The sequence below is a fragment of the Mesorhizobium sp. B1-1-7 genome, assembly GCF_006442705.1.
Classification (GTDB): domain Bacteria; phylum Pseudomonadota; class Alphaproteobacteria; order Rhizobiales; family Rhizobiaceae; genus Mesorhizobium; species Mesorhizobium opportunistum.
This window is the reverse complement of sequence record NZ_VFWQ01000017.1, coordinates 91,733-108,940: the sequence shown is the minus strand read 5'-3', so window position 1 is coordinate 108,940 and position 17,208 is coordinate 91,733. Positions and strand designations below refer to the sequence as shown.

Sequence of the window (17,208 nt, the reverse complement as noted above, 5' to 3'; positions counted from 1 at the left end):
GCTGCCTCAGGCCGTTCCCCATCCCGGAAAACGGTCCGGGCACAGCCATTCCTGCGCTGGATTGCCATCGCCCGACAGCGCCGCGTCGACCAGCCAGCGCGCGGTGGCGGGTGCGGCATGCATGCCGATCGAGCCCATGCCGCCATGCACGAACAGCCCCTCGACAGCGGTCCGGCCAGCGACCGGCAGGCCGTCGGACAGCATCGGTCTGTTTCCGGGATAGACGTTCTTGACCTGCGGAGAGCCGAGACCGGGCAACATGCGCAGCGTGCGGCCGGCGATACGGCTTGCCATGTCGGTGTTGCGGACGAGGTCGCGAAAGGCGGGCTGGACGGAGGCGCCGAGCCTGGCATCGCCGCCGCGCATCGGGTTGAGGCAGATGGCCTCGACGGCCGGTTGGTCGTCGCGCTGGGCGGCGACATCGGCGAGGCCATCGAGCCTCATGCGCCGGCCGAGTTCCTCCTGATCCGGCCAGGTCAGTTCCTCGACGATCCAGGGCAATTCGAAGTCGAGCTTGCCCAGTTGGATCAGCCAGCCGCGTCCGGCGGTTAGGGGCAGGCCGGGCAGCGGTCCATCGCCCACGGTGCGCCGCAGAAGGTCCGACATCCACAGTCCGTTGGCGATGAAGACGAGATCGGCGGGAACGATGCCCTGGTCGGTCAGCACGCCCTGCACCTTGCCGCCCCTGGAGAAGATCTGGGCGACGCGCAGGCCTGTCCGGATCGTCGCTCCGGCCTCGCGGGCGGCATGGGCGAAGGCGTGTGTCGCTCCCATCGGCTCCAGCGTCCATGCGCGGCCGACGCTGTAGCCGCCGGCCACCTTGAAGCCGATGCGCGGATGGTCGCGCGCCAGATCCTTGCCCATGATCTTTTCCATCGGTACGCCCGCCGCCCGGTAGCGGTCCGCCACCGCGGCAGCGGCTTCGAAACTCGCCTCATCGTCGGAGATCAGCAGATGCGCGATTGCCGCGAATTCGAAGGGAACGGGTCCGTCGGCAAGCTCGGCATAGATCGCGACGCTGGCGTCCAACAGTTCGACCACTTCTCTCTGCGGGCCGCTGAGCAGGGTGCCGGTGTTCCGCCCCGAGGATTCCGCCGCGATCATGCTCTGCTCGATGATGGTCGCCTTGAGGCCCCGGCGGGCCAGTTCATAGGCAAGCGTGCAGCCGGCAATGCCGCCGCCGATGACCAGGGCGTCCACCGGCGCCTTGCCGAAATCCCTGACGATGGCCATCGTGATCCCTCCATCAATGCCTTCATTCTCGTATACTCGTATACGAGAATGAAGGGCCGCATTCAAGAGCTTCCGGCTGCCACGCAATCAGCACGGCACAATTTTGCCGGACCAAGGCCCGTTCTTTACGATTTTCCGTGGCGTCTACGAGGCTCGCATGAGTTTGCCATAGCGCTTGACCAGCCGATCGCGCTTCAGGCGCGTCAGCCTGTGCGTCCAGAAGAGCCCGTCGAGCTGATCGATCTCATGCTGGTGACAAACCGCCAGCAGACCATCGGCGTTCTCGAACTGCTCATTGCCATCCAGATCCTGATAGCGAACGATTATGCGCGCGTGTCGCTCGATATCCTCGGTGACGCCGGGCATCGAAACGCTGCCTTCCGCATGACGGATCATTTCGGTCGAGGCCTGGATAACAGATGAATTGACGTAGAGCGCCGGCTTTGCGGCGGAAGGCAGCTGGATCACCACCAGGCGTCTCAAAATGCCGATATGCGGGCCGGTGATGCCGATCCCGGGCGCCGCGTGCATGGTATCGATGAGGTCGTCGGCCAAACTGTGCAAGTCGCTGTCGAATAGTTCCGCCACCGCGCGGAGGAGGGGATTGGGGAACGTTATGATCGGCCGAACCGCCATGGAGCTCCTCCTACGTCACGATTCGGCTAGGCAAGCACGGATTTCCGCATCGTGTTCGCCACGCGCCGGGCTTCCGGCAGGCGAGCAACGCGCCCTTGCCGAAAAACGCGGGGCCGCCGCCGCTTGAAGAGCACCGTCCACCGTCAGCCATGTACCGCGGGCGGCCATGTGCGGATGCAGTGCTGCCTCCCACGGGCCAAGTACCGGCCCGACGCAGGCGTCCGACCCTTCGAACAGCTTGACCCATTCGCCGCGAGATTTCTCTGCAAAGATCGCCGCCAGCCGGTTGCCGAGCTCCGGCCAGAGATCGCGGTCGAATTGGTTGGCGAATTCCGGATCGGCGGCGAGGCCAAGCCGGTCGAGGAACAGCGCATAGAATTTCGGCTCGATGCACTGGACGCTGATGAAGCCGCCATCCGCGGTGCGGTAGACGCGGCACCAATGCGGCCCGTCGAGGAGGCTTTGGCCGCGCTCGGCGGCGAGCGCGCCGGATGGGGCAAGCGACATCAACAGGTTCATCATGTGGGCCGAGCCGTCGACGATCGCCGCGTCGACGACGCTGCCTTTGCCACCGGCGCGCGCGTTCATGATGGCGGCGAGCATGCCGATCACCAGATAGAGCGCGCCGCCGCCTATGTCGCCGACCAGCGTCGGCGGCGACATAGGCACCTCTCCTGGCAAGGAGCCGTACCAGAGCGCACCGGACACGCCGATATAGTTCATGTCGTGACCGGCGGTGCGGGCGAGCGGGCCATCCTGGCCCCAGCCTGTCATCCGGCCGTAAACCAGCTTCGGGTTGACGGCGAGGCAGGCATTCGGGCCGAGCCCGAGACGTTCCATGACGCCGGGCCGGAAACCCTCGATCAATCCATCGGCGGTGGCGATCAGGCGCATCAGCACGGCGGCGTCGGCGGCATCCTTGAGGTCCAGCGCGATCGAGCGCTTGCCGCGATCGAGCAGCGAGCGTTCGGGGACGCCGGGCATCGGCGCCTGCTTGCGGTGGACGACGATGACATCGGCGCCGAGATCGGCAAAGAGCATGCCGGCAAAGGGGGCTGGCCCGAGCGCCTCGATCTCGACGATGCGGGTTCCCTTCAGCATTCCGCCCTCCATGGCGTTCAGGCTCGGCATCGCGCACTTTTGGTATCGCCTGCTTTTGGTACCGTGCAGGGCGACGGTGTGTAACCCTGCCGTTTTGGCATTGAAGCACGTGCCGCCGGCATATACTTCAGGACCATGAAAAAAATCGGTTTCCTGTCATTCGGGCATTGGACGCCCTCGTCGCAATCGCAGGTGCGCTCGGCGAGCGATGCGCTTCTGCAATCCATCGATCTTGCCGTCGCCGCCGAGCAGCTTGGCGCCGACGGCGCCTATTTTCGCGTGCACCACTTTGCCCGCCAGCTCGCCTCGCCATTCCCGCTTTTGGCGGCCGTCGGCGCCAAGACCAGCCGCATCGAGATCGGCACGGCGGTCATCGACATGCGCTACGAGAACCCGCTCTACATGGCCGAAGATGCCGGTGCCGCCGACATCATCGCTGGCGGGCGGTTGCAGCTCGGCATCAGTCGCGGCTCGCCCGAGCAGGTAATCGATGGCTGGCGCTATTTCGGCTATGTGCCGCCGGAAGGCAAAAGCGACGCCGACATGGCGCGGCACCACGCCGAGGTCTTCCTCGACACGCTGCGCGGCGAGGGCTTTGCACAGCCCAATCCGCGGCCGATGTTCCCCAACCCGCCCGGCCTGCTCAGGCTGGAGCCGCATTCGGAAGGCCTGCGCGAGCGCATCTGGTGGGGTGCGGCCACCAACGCCACTTCGGAATGGGCGGCGAAACTGGGCATGAATTTGCAGAGCTCGACGCTCAAGTTCGATGAGACGGGCAAGCCCTTCCACATCCAGCAAGCCGAGCAGATCCGGATCTATCGTGAGGCGTGGAAAGCGGCCGGCCATGAGCGCGAACCGCGCGTCTCGGTCAGCCGCAGCATCTTCGCGCTGGTCGACGACCGTGACCGCGCCTATTTCGGGCGCGGCAATGAGAGCCGCGACCAGATCGGCTTCATCGAGGAGAATACCAGGGCGATCTTCGGGCGCAGCTACGCGGCCGAGCCGGATGTGCTGATCAAGGAATTGGCGCAGGACGAGGCGATCGCCGAGGCCGACACGCTGCTGCTCACCGTGCCCAACCAGCTCGGCGTCGACTACAACGCCCACGTCATCGAAGCAATCCTGACCCATGTCGCGCCTGGGCTGGGTTGGCGGTGACAAGAGCGCCAAGATAGCGACAACTGAGGAGAGGAGATTCACGCGATGGCGAAGAAAGCCTTGATTGCCTGGGGCGGTTGGGAAGGCCATACGCCGGAGCGCAGCGCCAATGTCATCCGGGCCCTGCTCGAGCGCAACGGTTTCGCCGTCACGCTGGGCCAGGGCACGGCGATGTTTGCAGATCCGGAGTTGTCGTCATTCGATCTCATCGTACCTGTTATCACCATGTCGAAGATCGAAAAGGCCGAGTTGCAGAACCTGACGCAGGCGGTTCGCGGGGGAAGCGGGTTAGGCGGTTTCCACGGCACGATGGGCGACAGTTTTCGCAACGAGCCCGACTATCAGTTCATGACCGGCGGTCAATGGGTCGCGCATCCCGGCGACATTATCGGCTACCAAGTCGTCATCACCCGGCCGGACGATCCGATCACCAGAGGCGTCGGCGATTTCGCCTACCGGTCGGAGCAGTATTACATGCATGTCGACCCAAGCAACGAAGTGCTGGCGACGACCACTTTCACTGACACGCATTTTCCGGGTATTGGCGGCGTCGTCATGCCGGTGGTCTGGAAGCGCCGGTATGGTTCGGGCAGGGTGTTTTACAGTTCTCTTGGACACACGGCGGATGAGTTCGCGGTGCCGGAAATGGCGCTGATTGTGGAGCGCGGTTTGGTGTGGGCGGCGCGGGGGTAGCAGCGAGCGCGTTTTCGTGAAAATCTGGGCCGAATTCACAGGGCATCCATGGAGATATCCAATGAGTGATTTCGAGTGGTCCGGATCCGAAAAGAAGCTCGCGCGCCATGCCTTCGATACCGCCCTTGAGGCGGCGCTCGCAAAGACGATGGCCGACTTCAAAAGCAAGGCGAGTGCGGTGACGCAGCCCTCCGATATGTGGGAGATCGAAGACTATTTGCGTGAACAGCGACGGCAAATCGATCGCACGTTCGACTATCGCTATTCGCAGCTTCTCTTCGTGTTCGCGCAGCTTATTCGAGCAGGGTATCTCGATGAAAAGCTGCTTGCCGGTCTGTCGCAAGACAAGCGGGATGTCATTCAGCGGGACCTGGCCTTTGTGGCGAGACGCTCGGCCGGTGGCTGACCGGGGCGGCGCTCCCGGGTTCGCGATTGTCATTGACGGCACTTGTGCGACTATCCATAGGCTCCTGACTTCGTCATCCTAGGGCGTAGCAGGAGCGAAGCTCCGTCGCGGAGACCCTAGGATGACGAAGCCGGGGACGCTGAGACCCTCACCTGATCCCGCCCACAACCACATAGGCGCCAGCGCTTCGCCCATCCTCCAGCCGCACCACCGCCGTGATGATCGAGCCATACGGGCCGCGCCAGACGCTGTGGAACCGCTGATGCTCGGCGGCCGGAACGAGCGCACGCCCGACTAGGCGCGCGCCGCTTCGCTGCAATGCGACAGGCTCGCCGTTGATATGCACCTTGACGCTGGCATTCTCCGCCTCCGCGTCGCCGCGCAGGTCGACAGTGATGGATATCTCGTCCTGATCGCCCGAAGAACGCGTCTCGGCGGCAAGCGCGATGACAAGCGGTGGCGCCTTGCCGTCGCCACACCGGGCGGGCCGATCCGAAAACACGTCATCGGCCAATTCAGGTGTGCGTGGCGGACTCATGCGGCGCTGCGTGGCGCGTTCGAAATCTCCGGCCATGCGCAGCAAGCGTTCATCATCATAGGCCTTGCCAGCGAAGGTCAGGCCGACCGGCATGCCGATGTCGGCCATCGTGCCCATCGGCACGGTGACGGTCGGGATGCCGAAATGGCGCCAGACCAGATTGCCGTTGGCGACCCAGGTGCCGTTGCGCCAGGCGAGGGCGGCGGACGCCTCGTCGACGTCGGCATCGGCCGGGCCGACATCGGCGGCGGCGGGCAGCACCACGGCGTCGATGCCTTGTGCATCGAGCCAATCCTCGAAATCGATGCGCCGTGTCGCTTCAAGGCCCTTGAGACCATCCTCCATCGTCGGGATATCCCTGAAGGGCGTGACGCCGACTTTCGCCCGCTCGACATACTCCGCGACATCGAAGCCGCCTTCATAGCGGTCGGCCAATGTGCCTGGCGGCTGCGGGAAGATTTTCGGGCCATCGACCGAGGCGAGGTCGGGAATGTCAGGGTCGGCATTGGCGCGCAAAAAGTCGTCCCAGCCCCAGATGCAGAGGTCCCAGATTTCGCGGTCGGCGAATTCTTTCGGCACCAGCCCGCGCTCGACCATGGTGCGCGTGCCGGGGCGGTCGCGCTCATAGTTGGAGACGACGGGAAAATCGACTTCCACCACCTCGGCGCCCAGCCGTTTGAGATCGGCCGCCGCCTGTTCCCACAGGGCAAGCACGGAGGCCCGGGTTTCGATCGGCCGGTCGGCGCGGCTGTCGCGGCCGATATACATTCGGGGCACGCCGAGCCGCATGCCTTTCAGTGATCCTGCAAGCGATAGCTCGGTGTAGCGTTGCGGCCGCATTTCGGAGCTCTTCGGCAGCTTGACCCAGGGCTGCGCGCGCCAGAAATCGCCTCGCGTCTCGGGATCGTCGGCCACGATGACGTCGAGCAGCTCCAGCATATCGTTCACGGTCCGCGTGTGCGGCACGACGACATCCATGGTCGGCACCAGCGGCCAGTTGCCGCGCACGGAGATTACGCCGCGCGAGGGCGTGTAAGCAACCAGCGCGTTGTTGGTGGCCGGCGCGCGGCCGGATGACCAGGTTTCCTCGCCGAGCCCGAAGGCGCAGAAGCTGGCAGCGGTCGCGGTGCCCGAACCGTTCGACGAGCCCGACGCGAAGGCGGCGGTCAGATAGTCGGCATTGTAGGGGCTTTCGGCACGGCCATAGACGCCGCGTTGCATGCCGCCATTGGCCATCGGCGGCATGTTGGTCAGGCCGATCAGCACCGCGCCGCCGGCCCTGAGCCGCGCGATGGTGAAGGCGTCCTCATTGGCGACGAGATGCCCGAAGGCCGGCGAGCCGGCGGCGACCGTCAGGCCTTTGACCTTGTAGCTATCCTTGGCGGTGTAGGGGATGCCATCCAGCGGCCCGAGCGTGGCACCATCGCTTCGCCGCTGGTCGGAAGCGGCGGCCTCCTCGAACATGTCGGGGTTGAGCACGGGGACGGCGTTGAGGCTGATGCCGTGGCGGTCGAAATGCGCGATGCGGCGCAGATAGGCCGCGACCAGCTCGACGCTGGTGACCGTGCCCTCATCGAGCGCGCGGCGCAATTGTTCGATCGTCGCTTCGACGATGTGAAGGCTGGCATCGGTCATCAATGGTCCCTGGCGGTCGTTCCCACGCCATGGATGAGCGAGGCGGCCAGCTTCGGCAAGAGCCAATCAGCAGTCTTTGTCGGAAGATGTTGTTCCTGCGGCCGACCTGTCCGCCACGCTCAGGCAGCGCTCTCCTTCATGCGCTCGATGATCCCGGCCATCAGCGCCAGGTCGCGGCGCGAGTCGGCGAGGTCGGTCAAAGGCTTGGTGCCTTCGGTGATGTGGCGATGGAAAATCTCCAGCTCGTTGGAGAAGGCGTCGCCATAGAGCGGCCCGAAGCTTTTCGTCACCGGGCCGAGCGGGCCGGCCTCTGTCACCTCCAGCCGGGTCGGCAGGCTGCGGATATAGGGCGTGTCGTAGATGATGCGCACGCGCCTGGTGTTGGAGCGCACCTCGATCATGGCATCGAACAGGCCGAGATCGTCGACCACCGCGTCATAGAGACAGGCGAAATGGCCGTAATCGAAGGTGACGGATGTGTTGGCACCACCATTGGTGCGGTGCGCGGCGACGACGCGCGCTGGCTCGCCGATGAGCCCGCGCATCGCGGAGATGTGGTGCGAGGACAGCGCCGTCAGCCCGCGATAGGCGCGCACCAGGTCTGCGGGCGCGTCGGCGCCGACGACTTCACGGATCAGCGCATCCCGTTCCCTGGCGCCTCGCGCGAGGAGGGCAGGGTCGATGTCGTCGGGATAAAGGACGTTCCGGCTCTTCTTGAGGAAGTGCCGGCCCTCCGAAATCAGGTCGAAGATGCGGACATGGGTGATGTCGGCGTGGGCGGGAAGCTCGTCCCTGGCCGCCAGATAGGCCGGCGCGTAGCGGCGCATGTAGCCGACGAACAGGGTCTTTTGGTAGGCCGGCATCAGTGCCAGCAACTCATCGATCTCGCGCACCGTCAGGCAAGCCGGCTTTTCCAGCAGGATGTGCTTGTCGGCGGCAATCGCGGCGCGCACGAAGCGGCTGTGAGTGTCGTCAGACGACAGCACGAACACCACGTCGATGTCGGGTGAATTGATCAGCGCCTCGGCCGAGTCGTAGGCTTTTGCCGGCGCATATTGGGAGGTGATCAGCGCCACCAGGCTTGGCGACACGTCATGGACGCCCGCGATCGCCCAGCGGTCGCGCTGATCCGCCAGAACGGGCAGATGGATCGACTGAGCGACTTCTCCAAGACCCACAAGTCCGACACGAAGTGGTGCCACTCTCAAACTCCCCTGATTTCAAGACTGTTGTTCGAAGCTCACGCCGCGCCGGTGACCAGCGCGACGAGTTCGTTGCCGGTGGTTTCCGCTGCGCGCACCGTTGCCGCCATCTTGCCCGCCCGCATCACCCAGATCTGGTCGGACAGGCGGCGCACCTGATCGAAATTGTGGCTGACCAGGATGACCGAGACCGATTGTTCGCGCAGGCGCCGGATCAGCGCCTCGACATTGGCGGTCTCTTGCACGCCGAGCGCCGCGGTCGGCTCGTCCATCACCACCAGCTTGGCGCCGGAGCCGACGGCGCGGCAGATCGAGATCGCCTGCCGTTGGCCGCCCGACAGACGGCGCACGCGCTGGTTGATCGACGGCACGTTGATCGACAGGCGTGACAGCATGGAGCGCGCCTCGCGTTTCATCGCCTTGCGGTCTAGGAACGCGAAAGGGCCGATGCGGCGCACGAGCTCGCGGTTGAGGAACAGGTTTTGCGCCACCGTCAGTTCGTCGATCAGCGCCAGGTTCTGGTGCACGGTCTCGATGCCGGCCTTACGTGCTCCGTCCGGGTTGGAGAAGGGATGCTGGCGGCCGTCGAAGACGATCGAGCCGGCATCCGGCACATGCACGCCGACCAGGCAGCGGATCAGCGTCGACTTGCCGGCTCCGTTGTCACCGATGACGGCGGTGACTTCGCCGCGGCGCGCCTGGAAGGCGACATCGGTGAAGGCGCGCACGCCGCCGAAATGCTTGCTCAGGTCCTGGCAGGCGATGATCGCGTCCGAGGCGGGGAAGGGGAGGACCGCGCTCATTTCTGGTACCGCATGATCAGCGCCGCCAGCACCACGATGGCACCCACGGCAAGCGGTTGGTAGAAGGCCGAAACGCTAAGCAGCGTCAGCCCGTTGACCAGTGCGGTCAGCATCAGCGCGCCGATGGCCGGGCCAAGTATGCTGGCACGGCCGCCAAACAGGCTGACGCCGCCCAGCACCACCGCGGCCACCGAATTCAAAAGCAGGCTGGTGTTGATCTGCGGTTCGGCCGAGCCGATGCGCGCCACCAGGAGGATTGCCGCGATGCCGGCGCACAGGCCCGAGATGGTGTAGGCGGCGATCTTGACCCGATTGGTGCGGATGCCGAGCGCGCCGGCGCTTTCGACCTGGCCTCCGGTCGCCAGGAGATGGACGCCGAAGCGCGTGTGGTAGAGCGCGACATGCGCTGCGACGACCGCCGCTATCGCCACCCAGACCGGATAGCCGAATGGGCCGAAGGAACCTGAGGCAAGCCTGAGCAGGAAGGTCGAACCGACCATGGTCGGCTCGCCGCCCGACAGGATCAGGCCGAGCCCGGTGATGGCCGACAGCGTGCCGAGCGTCACCACGAAATCGGGGATTTTACCGGCGGTGATGATGAGGCCGTTGAGGAAACCGATGGCGCTGGTGGCCAGCACGCAGAGCACGCAGGCGATGAAGATGCCGTAGCCCGCCGCATTGACCAGACCGAGGACGATGGCGCCGAGCATGACGGCCGCCGCCAGCGACAGGTCGATGCCTGAGGTCGCGACGACAAAGGTCTGGCCGATCGACAGTACGACCAGGATGGACGCCGCCAGCAGCAGTGCCTGCAGATTGGCGATGCTGAGGAAGACCGGCTGGGCGATGCCGAAGACGATGACGAGACCGACCAGGCCGACGACGGACGCCCAGTCGGCCCAGAAGGAGGGATCCAGGAGGAGAGCCGACAGGGAGGGGCGGCTCTCCTCCGCCGCGCCCGCCGAATGGGCGGCGGGCGCGTTGTTGTTGGAACTGCTCACTTCAGCATCTCGCGGAAGGGATCGGGATAGTCGCCGCCGGGGCGCGGAAAATTCTTGATCGAGGCCTCGGCATTGTCCTTGTTGATGAGCAGCACCGGCGCCGGCACATTGGCTGGCAGTTCCTTGCCCTTGGCGGCGACGGCACAAGCTTCGAGGCCCATGGCGCCGACGACATAGGGATATTGGGCGACGGTGGCGGAGAGTTCGCCAGCGGCGATCGATTTCAGCGCATCGACGATGCCGTCGAGGCCGATCACCTTGACGTCCTTGCCCGAAGTCTGCACGGCGCGTTCGACACCGAGCGCCATGATATCGTTGGCGGCGAAGAAGCCGGCGAGATCCGGATGCGCGGCGAGGATGTCGGTGGCCGCCGTCAGCGCCTTCTCGCGATCCCAATCGGCGCTGACCATCACCACGACCTCGAGCTTGCCTTCGACGGCCTGCTTGAAGCCCTTGATGCGGGCATTGGAGCCGACGTCGCCGACGATGCCGGCGATCAGCGCGACCTTCGAGCCCTTCGGCACCAGCTTCAACATTTCCTCGCCGGCCAACGCGCCGGCGGCGACGTTGTCGGTCCCGATATAGGTCGAGACGGCAAAGCCGGCGGCCTTGGCCTGTTCGGCGTCGATGGTCGAGTCGATGTTGACGATCGGCTTCTTCTTCTGGGCGACCGGCACCAGCGCCTGGACGAGATTGGAGACGCTGATCGGGTTGACCAGGTAGCAACCGAAATCCTGCATGGCCATGGCGGTCAGGCGGTCAGCCTGGCCGGTGGCGTCGCCCATGTTGGCGGCAGCCTGGACGCTGACATTGACGCCGCTTGCCTTGGCCTGCTCCTCGATGCCCTTCTGCATGGTCTGGAAGAAGGGGTTATCGAGGCCTTTGACGATGGCCGCGACCTTTGCCGCGTCCTCGGCATGGGCCGGCACCGAAGCGATTGTTGCCAGCAGACCCGCGCTGAGCGCAAGGCCGTTGAAGATGCGCATTCTGTTCCTCCACCTTTTGATTGTCTGATCATGTCTCATTGGCAAGCCGTTGCGCACGGCGTGCCCTGTGGCTGGGGCTGCGAGAGCCTGGCCGGCATTGGCAACGTCGCGACCGACAGCCGGCGAGCGCCATGCGTTTCTCGGAGTCCGGGCCCGGTCGGGACCGTTTTCATGCCAGGCATTTCTCCTCCCAGAGTGCTGACCTAGCCCCGTCAGCATTTCCGCATGTTTTATAAAAAATTGACACGCGTCAAGATTTAAAATGGTGCGCAGTGATTTCGGCGACGTGGTCCACGTGCCGGTCGCATGCCCTGCGATCAGTTGCTCACTGCCGGCAAAAATCGTGGCCGCCAAAAAGGCACTGGGTGAGCCGATGTTGCCGTCGCTCTCGATGCTGAGCGGCTGTCGAGCCCATGACGATGCCAATTCCGGCCCAGATGACGGTCGACGAGATGATTTGGACGATCATCAACAAGATGGATTGCAGACGTAAGCAAAAGCTCGCGGAAGTTGCGTCAAAGGCATATTGTCGGGGGAAACCGTGCCGATCTCGCAGCATGAGAGGAGATCATGCCTGAACAGAATGCCCATATCCGCGCAGCCATCGGACGGGTGCTTTCCAAAAAAACCGGGGTGGCCGTCATTTCGATGAAGGAGAGTATCGCGGAGTTGCTGGCGATAACCGGTGTCGCGCTGACCGTCGAGAGCCTGCAGGATCTGCTGCTGGAAATGGCAGAGGTGCGCGGCATGATGGTGGTGCTCGATCTCTAGAGCAATTCCAGGAAAAGTGTGAAACGGTTTTCCGTCTGGAATTGCGTCAAAACAAAGAGTTAGAGCAGTTCACCGTTTCCGTTAAACGGTGAACTGCTCTGAGGCAATTCCAGGAAAAGCGCCTCAGGCCAGCCGGTAACGGCCAGTGGCGGCCTCTTCGAAACGTTCTGCCTTGAGGGCTGGCGCAAGCGTGCCGTCGCCGTAGATCATGCGGCCGGCGCGGAAGGTGGCGCGGACACGTGCCACCGGCTGGCGGTCGGCAACAACCAGGTCGGCCAGAAGCCCCGGCTCGATGGCGCCGCGATCGGTGAGCCCGAGCGCCGCGGCCGGGTTGGCGCTTGTCAGCGCGGCCGCCGCCGCGAGGCCGCCGTCGCGCACCTGTGCCAGACCAAGCACGGCCGGCAGGATCGAGGCTGGATGGTAGTCGCTGGCCAGCATGTCGAGCAATCCCGCCTCATAGGCCCGCCGGGCGGAAAGATTGCCGGAATAGGAGACTCCGCGCAGCGCGTTGGGCGCGCCCATTGCGGTGTGCATGCCGAGCCGGCGGGCTTCCTGCGCCGCTTCGAGCGTCACCGGGAATTCGCTGAGCACGGCGCCCAGGCCATGGACCAGTTCCACCTTTTCCAGCGTGTCGTCGTCATGCGAGGCAAGCACGATGCCGCAGGCGCGGGCGCGGGCCGACAGATCCTGCAGCGCGTTGAGTACATCGCCCTGGCCCTCGCGGCCGGCCATCCGCTGTCCGACGATCTCGGAGGCCATGGCAACGGACATGCCACGCTCCTTGGCGATGCGGGCGATGTAGAGTTCGACGTCGCGGTATTGTCCCTGTCCGGGCGTGTGGTCCATCAAGGAGATGAGGTGCAGCTTGCCTGCATCCATCAGCCTTTGCAGCATGGCGATCGCGGGCGTGAAGGTGACCTCGAATCGGGCATGGATGCGATGATCGACAAGCAGATCGTCCTTCATCCCGGCGATAGTCTCGATGATATCGGACGTATGATCTTCCGAGCGCAGCACGCCGCTGGTGACGCTGGCGCCGATGAAGGAGAGCGCGGCATAGGCCGTCGTCACGCCGCAGGAGGCGAGCTTCTTGTCGAGCTCGGCAATGCCGATCCGCATCGGCACGTGGACGCCGGTGCGCGGCTCGACTTCCTTCTCCACCATGTCGCCATGCATGTCGATGAAGCCCGGCAGGAGCAGGCGGCCGCCACCTTCGATGTCGGCATTCTCGACAGGCTCGTCACGGATTTCGGCAATCCGGCCGTTTTCGATCCTGACGGCGCCATTGGCAACGACGCGGTCGCGCAGGACAATTTCGAAGTCACTCAGCCACATGTGATGTTTCTTGCAAGGAAGCGGTTTTCAAGATGGGAAATGGTTTCAAAGTGAATTTCGGTGGCGACAAGCTCGGCGACATCGTCGGGTGATGGAAGGCGCCGATCATCGCGACGGTGCGCCGGCTTGCCGCCGCTTCGATCACGATCTCTCCAGGACATCCCGATGTTTCTAGTTCACCCGAATGCCGGTTTCCATTTGATTTTTATGACATTTACATGAAAGCGGAATAGGTGATGCGCGCGCCCGGAGCTCACTTTTCGCCTGCGCGGCCAGGAATAGCACCAGGACCGGCACCACGGACAGCAGGCTGGCGGCCATCAACGGATCAGCGAGCGCGTGCAGCTTTCGAGCGTGCTGCCGCAGGCGGCAAAAGCCAAGGTGAACGGCCGCTTACCCGCCCAGGATGAAATCGGCGCAGCGGTCAGCGATCATGATCACGGGCGCGTTGGTGTTGCCGCTGATCAGACGCGGCATGATCGAGGCGTCTGAGATGCGCAGGCGCGGTACGCCGCGCACGCGCAATTGCGGATCGACCACCGCGCCGTCGTCGGTGCCCATCCGGCAGGTGCCGCAGGGGTGATAGACGGTCTTGGCGCGTTCGAGGATGTGGTCTGTAATCGTCTGGTCGGAAAGATCCGCATCGTCACCCGGCGACAGTTCCTCGGCGACCACGGCCTGCAGGGCAGGCTGGCGCAGGATATTGCGGGCAATCTTCATGCCGGCGAGCAGCAGAGCGAGATCATGGGGATCGGACAGGAAGCCGGTGGTGAAGCGGATCGGGTCGGCGGCATCACGTGAGCGCAGGCCGACCGTGCCGCGCGACTTTGGCCGGAGGACACAGGGGTTGAGTTCCATGCCGTGGCGCTCGATCGAACCATGCTCGGCGCTTTCGATCATCACCGGCAGGACGTGGAACTGGACATCGGGCCGGCCGTCGCCGTCAGTGTCGAAGAAGCCGCCGCTTTCGACCACGTTGGAAGTGAGCAGACCGCTGCGAAATAGCAGGTACTGGATGCCGTGGCGCAGTGCCTTCAGGCCGCGATCCTGCCCGAGCAGCGAGATCGGTCGACGTGTCAATGCATAGACGGGCGCCGCGACATGATCCTGCAGGTCGCGGCCGACCGATGGCATGTCGCGGATGACGGGAATACCGAGCCCGGCCAGATGTTCGGCTGGTCCCAGTCCCGACAGCATCATCAGCTTCGGCGTCGCCAGCGCACCGGCGGTGAGGATCACCTCGGCCCCTGCCGTCGCTGTATGGTTGCGGCCGTCCGAAGTGGTGTAGGCGAGGCCGCTTGCCGCCCCGTTTTCCAGTGTCACGCCGGTGACCAGCGCTTCGGTGACCACGGTGAGGTTGGCGTTGCCGGCCAACGGCCTCAGGAACACTTTAGCCGCTGACTGGCGTTCGCCGTTCGCGGTCGTCGTCTGGTAGAAGCCGACGCCTTCCTGTTGCGCTCCGTTGAAGTCGTCATTGTAGCGATAACCGGCCTGTTGCGCGGCTTGCACATAGGCCAACGACAGCGGATGGCGGTGGCGTGGATCGGAGACGGGCAATGGTCCCTCGGTGCCGTGGCGTTCGCCGGCCAGCCGCTCGTTGCGCTCCAGCCGCCGGAACACCGGCAACACCTCGTCCCAGCCCCAGCCGGTGCAGCCGAGGTCGCGCCAGCCATCGTAATCCTGCGGCTGGCCCCTGACATAGAGCATGGCGTTGATGGAAGAGCCGCCGCCCAGCGTGCGGCCCTGCGGCACCGGCAGCCGACGTCCGCCGACGCTCGGCTCGGGCTCGGATTCGTAGATCCAGCTGCGCGCCGTGCCGATCACCTTGGCGAAGGTGGCGGGCATGTCGATGAGCCGCGTGTTGTCGGCAGGCCCGGCCTCGACGATCAGCACGCGCTTGCCCGCATTGACCAGCCGGTTGGCCAGCGTGCAGCCGGCCGAGCCGGCGCCGGCGATGATGTAGTCGTACTCTCCGCTCATGTCAGGCGTAGCGCATGATGACGGTCTTGGTTTCGAGATAGCCGTCGATGGCGGCGCGGCCATGCTCGCGGCCTATGCCGGACTGCTTGAAACCGCCGAAGGGTGCTGCGGGGTCGAGCGTGTTGTGCGAATTGACCCATACCGTGCCGGCCTTGAGGCCATGGATGGCGGTCATCGCCTTGCCCATGTCGCGGGTCCAGATCGAGGCCGACAGGCCGTAGCGCGTGTCGTTGGCGATGCGGATCGCCTCGTCGAGATCGGCGACCGGCATCGCCGCCACCACCGGCCCAAACACTTCTTCGCGCACGATCTCCATATCGGGTCGGACATTGTGCAGGATGGTCGGCGCCACATAATGGCCCCTGGCCGGCACCGGCCGCGCGCCGCTGACCCGTTCGACGCCGGCCGCCAGCCCACGCTGGACAAACCCCTCGACGCTTGTTTTGTGCTTGGCCGAGACCAGCGGGTTGATTTGCGCATCGGCGTCGCGCCCGGCGCCCAGCGTCATGCCGTCGGCGATCTCGGCCAGCCGCGCCAGCGTGCGGTCGTAGATCGACTTCTCGATCAGGAGCCGTGAGGCCGAGGTGCAGACCTGGCCCTGGTTGAAGAACATGCCGAGGCCCGCGACCAAAGGCTCGACGCCTTCCTCCATGTCGGCAAGCAGAATCATCGGCGATTTCGAACCGAGTTCCAGCGTGAAACGGGCGACGCGTTCGACGGCGGCATGGCCGACGCGTTTTCCCACTTCCGTCGAGCCGGTGAAGGTCAGCTTGTCGATGCCGGGATGGCGGATCAGCGCTTCGCCGGTGACGGAGCCGCTGCCGGTGACGATGTTGACGACGCCGGGCGGAAAACCCGATGCCTCGATCAGCTCGGCGAGCCGGAGCAGGCCGAGCGGGGTTTCCTGCGGCGGCTTCAGCACCACGGTGCAGCCGCAGGCGAGCGCTGGCGCGATCTTCCACATGCCGATCAGCAGCGGGAAATTCCACGGCACGATGGCGCCGACGACGCCGACCGGCTCCATCACTGTCATCGCCTGATGTTTCGCACCGGGCGGCACGGGAATGGAGACCTGGAAGGTCGAGCCCTCGATCTTGGTCGCCCAGCCGGCATAATAGCGCAGCCAGTCCACGGTGCCGGCCGCGCTCAGCATGCGGGCGACGCCGAGCGACTTGCCGTTCTCGATGCTTTCGATTTCGGCCAGCAGGTCGGCATCGGCCTCGACGGCGTCGGCAAGCCTCAGCATCAAATTCTGGCGGTCGACCGGCCGCATCGATGCCCATGGTCCATCGAGCGCGGCCCGCGCCGCGCGCACCGCCTGGTCGACCAGTTCGGGGCCACTTTCCGGCACGTGCGCGACGATCTCGCCGGAGGCGGAATCGTCGACAGCGAGGCCGTCACCGGCGAGGCCCTCGACGAAGCGGCCATTGATGAAGGGACGGTGCGGACGCGCCAGGAAAGCGGCGGCGGCAGGGCTGATCGGCGGCACGGTTCTCTCGTTCACGCCATCCTCCTCGATTGCTGATGAACATCCCGGCCGAGGATTATGGAGCGCATCGGCCTGCTTCAAGCCAAAGGCAGTGCGAGTGCGCGCTCAGTCAAAACAAAGTTCCCGCTCGGACAAGACGCTCGGTCCTTCGCCGGTCAAGATTGAAGAACGGATCATCGCCAACCCGGTCTTGCCGCTCCGCCCCCCTCATCCCGCCTTCTCCCCGCGGGGAGAAGGCGGC

17 protein-coding genes are annotated in these 17,208 nt (G+C 64.9%); 5 read left to right on the top strand and 12 right to left on the bottom strand.

Translation table 11 applies throughout. From position 1 onward, the window contains the following. Nucleotides 1–6 precede the first annotated feature (6 nt). The 3 genes from FJ978_RS26190 to FJ978_RS26180 all read right to left on the bottom strand — a co-directional run bounded on the left by FJ978_RS26190 (nt 7) and on the right by FJ978_RS26180 (nt 2,970). Entirely contained in the window at nt 7–1,233 is a 1,227-nt protein-coding gene (locus tag FJ978_RS26190; protein WP_140575140.1) for an FAD-dependent oxidoreductase, read from the bottom strand. Nucleotides 1,234–1,377: 144 nt separating this feature from the next. Continuing rightward, nucleotides 1,378–1,869: a peptide deformylase gene (locus FJ978_RS26185; RefSeq protein ID WP_140575137.1), complete on the bottom strand. Its 492-nt coding sequence runs from the start codon at nt 1,867–1,869 to the stop codon at nt 1,378–1,380. Nucleotides 1,870–1,884: 15 nt separating this feature from the next. Then, nucleotides 1,885–2,970, bottom strand: a complete 1,086-nt coding sequence (locus FJ978_RS26180) for a CaiB/BaiF CoA-transferase family protein (RefSeq protein ID WP_140575134.1) — start codon at nt 2,968–2,970, stop codon at nt 1,885–1,887. A gap of 135 nt (nt 2,971–3,105) precedes the next feature. On the opposite strand from FJ978_RS26180, the gene FJ978_RS26175 reads away from it, so the two are divergent. The 3 genes from FJ978_RS26175 to FJ978_RS26165 all read left to right on the top strand — a co-directional run bounded on the left by FJ978_RS26175 (nt 3,106) and on the right by FJ978_RS26165 (nt 5,227). After that, nucleotides 3,106–4,128, top strand: coding sequence for an LLM class flavin-dependent oxidoreductase (locus FJ978_RS26175; RefSeq protein ID WP_013894186.1), 1,023 nt, complete (start codon nt 3,106–3,108; stop codon nt 4,126–4,128). A gap of 45 nt (nt 4,129–4,173) precedes the next feature. Next, nucleotides 4,174–4,821: a ThuA domain-containing protein gene (locus tag FJ978_RS26170; RefSeq protein ID WP_140575132.1), complete on the top strand. Its 648-nt coding sequence runs from the start codon at nt 4,174–4,176 to the stop codon at nt 4,819–4,821. A gap of 61 nt (nt 4,822–4,882) precedes the next feature. Further along, a complete protein-coding gene (locus FJ978_RS26165; RefSeq protein ID WP_140575129.1) occupies nt 4,883–5,227 on the top strand; it encodes a hypothetical protein in 345 nt (114 codons plus the stop codon). Between the two features lie 148 nt (nt 5,228–5,375). On the opposite strand, the gene FJ978_RS26160 is transcribed toward FJ978_RS26165, so the two are convergent. From FJ978_RS26160 to FJ978_RS26140, 5 genes are all read right to left on the bottom strand, one after another. Continuing rightward, nucleotides 5,376–7,400, bottom strand: a complete 2,025-nt coding sequence (locus FJ978_RS26160) for an amidase (protein ID WP_140575126.1) — start codon at nt 7,398–7,400, stop codon at nt 5,376–5,378. 119 nt (nt 7,401–7,519) lie between these two features. Continuing rightward, nucleotides 7,520–8,602, bottom strand: a complete 1,083-nt coding sequence (locus FJ978_RS26155) for a Gfo/Idh/MocA family oxidoreductase (protein ID WP_140575123.1) — start codon at nt 8,600–8,602, stop codon at nt 7,520–7,522. A 38-nt stretch (nt 8,603–8,640) separates the two neighbouring features. Then, on the bottom strand, nt 8,641–9,405 hold the full coding sequence (locus FJ978_RS26150) for an ATP-binding cassette domain-containing protein (protein ID WP_013894190.1): 765 nt from the start codon (nt 9,403–9,405) through the stop codon (nt 8,641–8,643). Beyond that, nucleotides 9,402–10,406 (bottom strand): ABC transporter permease, encoded by a 1,005-nt coding sequence (locus FJ978_RS26145; protein ID WP_140575121.1) that lies wholly within the window; start codon nt 10,404–10,406, stop codon nt 9,402–9,404. Before FJ978_RS26145 ends, FJ978_RS26150 begins: the two co-directional genes overlap by 4 nt. Further along, entirely contained in the window at nt 10,403–11,392 is a 990-nt protein-coding gene (locus tag FJ978_RS26140) for a substrate-binding domain-containing protein (protein WP_140575117.1), read from the bottom strand. The genes FJ978_RS26145 and FJ978_RS26140 overlap by 4 nt, the downstream gene beginning before the upstream one ends. 262 nt (nt 11,393–11,654) lie before the next feature. On the opposite strand from FJ978_RS26140, the gene FJ978_RS26135 reads away from it, so the two are divergent. Both FJ978_RS26135 and FJ978_RS26130 read left to right on the top strand, forming a co-directional pair. Beyond that, nucleotides 11,655–11,885, top strand: a complete 231-nt coding sequence (locus tag FJ978_RS26135) for a hypothetical protein (RefSeq protein WP_140575114.1) — start codon at nt 11,655–11,657, stop codon at nt 11,883–11,885. Nucleotides 11,886–11,962: 77 nt separating this feature from the next. Further along, a complete protein-coding gene (locus tag FJ978_RS26130; protein WP_140575110.1) occupies nt 11,963–12,163 on the top strand; it encodes a hypothetical protein in 201 nt (66 codons plus the stop codon). 123 nt (nt 12,164–12,286) lie between these two features. On the opposite strand, the gene FJ978_RS26125 is transcribed toward FJ978_RS26130, so the two are convergent. The 4 genes from FJ978_RS26125 to FJ978_RS26115 form a co-directional block, all read right to left on the bottom strand. Continuing rightward, complete coding sequence (locus FJ978_RS26125) at nt 12,287–13,498, bottom strand: alpha-D-ribose 1-methylphosphonate 5-triphosphate diphosphatase (RefSeq protein ID WP_013894194.1); 1,212 nt, start codon at nt 13,496–13,498, stop codon at nt 12,287–12,289. Beyond that, nucleotides 13,485–13,643: a hypothetical protein gene (locus FJ978_RS32875; RefSeq protein ID WP_181176839.1), complete on the bottom strand. Its 159-nt coding sequence runs from the start codon at nt 13,641–13,643 to the stop codon at nt 13,485–13,487. Before FJ978_RS32875 ends, FJ978_RS26125 begins: the two co-directional genes overlap by 14 nt. A gap of 248 nt (nt 13,644–13,891) precedes the next feature. After that, the gene (locus FJ978_RS26120; protein ID WP_140575108.1) at nt 13,892–15,478 is read right to left on the bottom strand and encodes a GMC family oxidoreductase N-terminal domain-containing protein; all 1,587 of its coding nucleotides are present in this window, start codon (nt 15,476–15,478) and stop codon (nt 13,892–13,894) included. 1 nt (nt 15,479) lies between these two features. Beyond that, nucleotides 15,480–16,982: an aldehyde dehydrogenase family protein gene (locus FJ978_RS26115; RefSeq protein WP_140575106.1), complete on the bottom strand. Its 1,503-nt coding sequence runs from the start codon at nt 16,980–16,982 to the stop codon at nt 15,480–15,482. Between the last annotated feature and the right edge of the window lie 226 nt (nt 16,983–17,208).

What these genes read in the sequence shown, in the direction of transcription:
- FJ978_RS26190 (WP_140575140.1), bottom strand. Translation starts at nt 1,233, where the DNA reads ATGGCCATCGTCAGGGATTTCGGCAAGGCGCCGGTGGACGCCCTGGTC.
- FJ978_RS26185 (WP_140575137.1), bottom strand. Translation starts at nt 1,869, where the DNA reads ATGGCGGTTCGGCCGATCATAACGTTCCCCAATCCCCTCCTCCGCGCG.
- FJ978_RS26180 (WP_140575134.1), bottom strand. Translation starts at nt 2,970, where the DNA reads ATGCTGAAGGGAACCCGCATCGTCGAGATCGAGGCGCTCGGGCCAGCC.
- FJ978_RS26175 (WP_013894186.1), top strand. Translation starts at nt 3,106, where the DNA reads ATGAAAAAAATCGGTTTCCTGTCATTCGGGCATTGGACGCCCTCGTCG.
- FJ978_RS26170 (WP_140575132.1), top strand. Translation starts at nt 4,174, where the DNA reads ATGGCGAAGAAAGCCTTGATTGCCTGGGGCGGTTGGGAAGGCCATACG.
- FJ978_RS26165 (WP_140575129.1), top strand. Translation starts at nt 4,883, where the DNA reads ATGAGTGATTTCGAGTGGTCCGGATCCGAAAAGAAGCTCGCGCGCCAT.
- FJ978_RS26160 (WP_140575126.1), bottom strand. Translation starts at nt 7,400, where the DNA reads ATGACCGATGCCAGCCTTCACATCGTCGAAGCGACGATCGAACAATTG.
- FJ978_RS26150 (WP_013894190.1), bottom strand. Translation starts at nt 9,405, where the DNA reads ATGAGCGCGGTCCTCCCCTTCCCCGCCTCGGACGCGATCATCGCCTGC.
- FJ978_RS26140 (WP_140575117.1), bottom strand. Translation starts at nt 11,392, where the DNA reads ATGCGCATCTTCAACGGCCTTGCGCTCAGCGCGGGTCTGCTGGCAACA.
- FJ978_RS26135 (WP_140575114.1), top strand. Translation starts at nt 11,655, where the DNA reads ATGGTGCGCAGTGATTTCGGCGACGTGGTCCACGTGCCGGTCGCATGC.
- FJ978_RS26130 (WP_140575110.1), top strand. Translation starts at nt 11,963, where the DNA reads ATGCCTGAACAGAATGCCCATATCCGCGCAGCCATCGGACGGGTGCTT.
- FJ978_RS26125 (WP_013894194.1), bottom strand. Translation starts at nt 13,498, where the DNA reads ATGTGGCTGAGTGACTTCGAAATTGTCCTGCGCGACCGCGTCGTTGCC.
- FJ978_RS26120 (WP_140575108.1), bottom strand. Translation starts at nt 15,478, where the DNA reads ATGAGCGGAGAGTACGACTACATCATCGCCGGCGCCGGCTCGGCCGGC.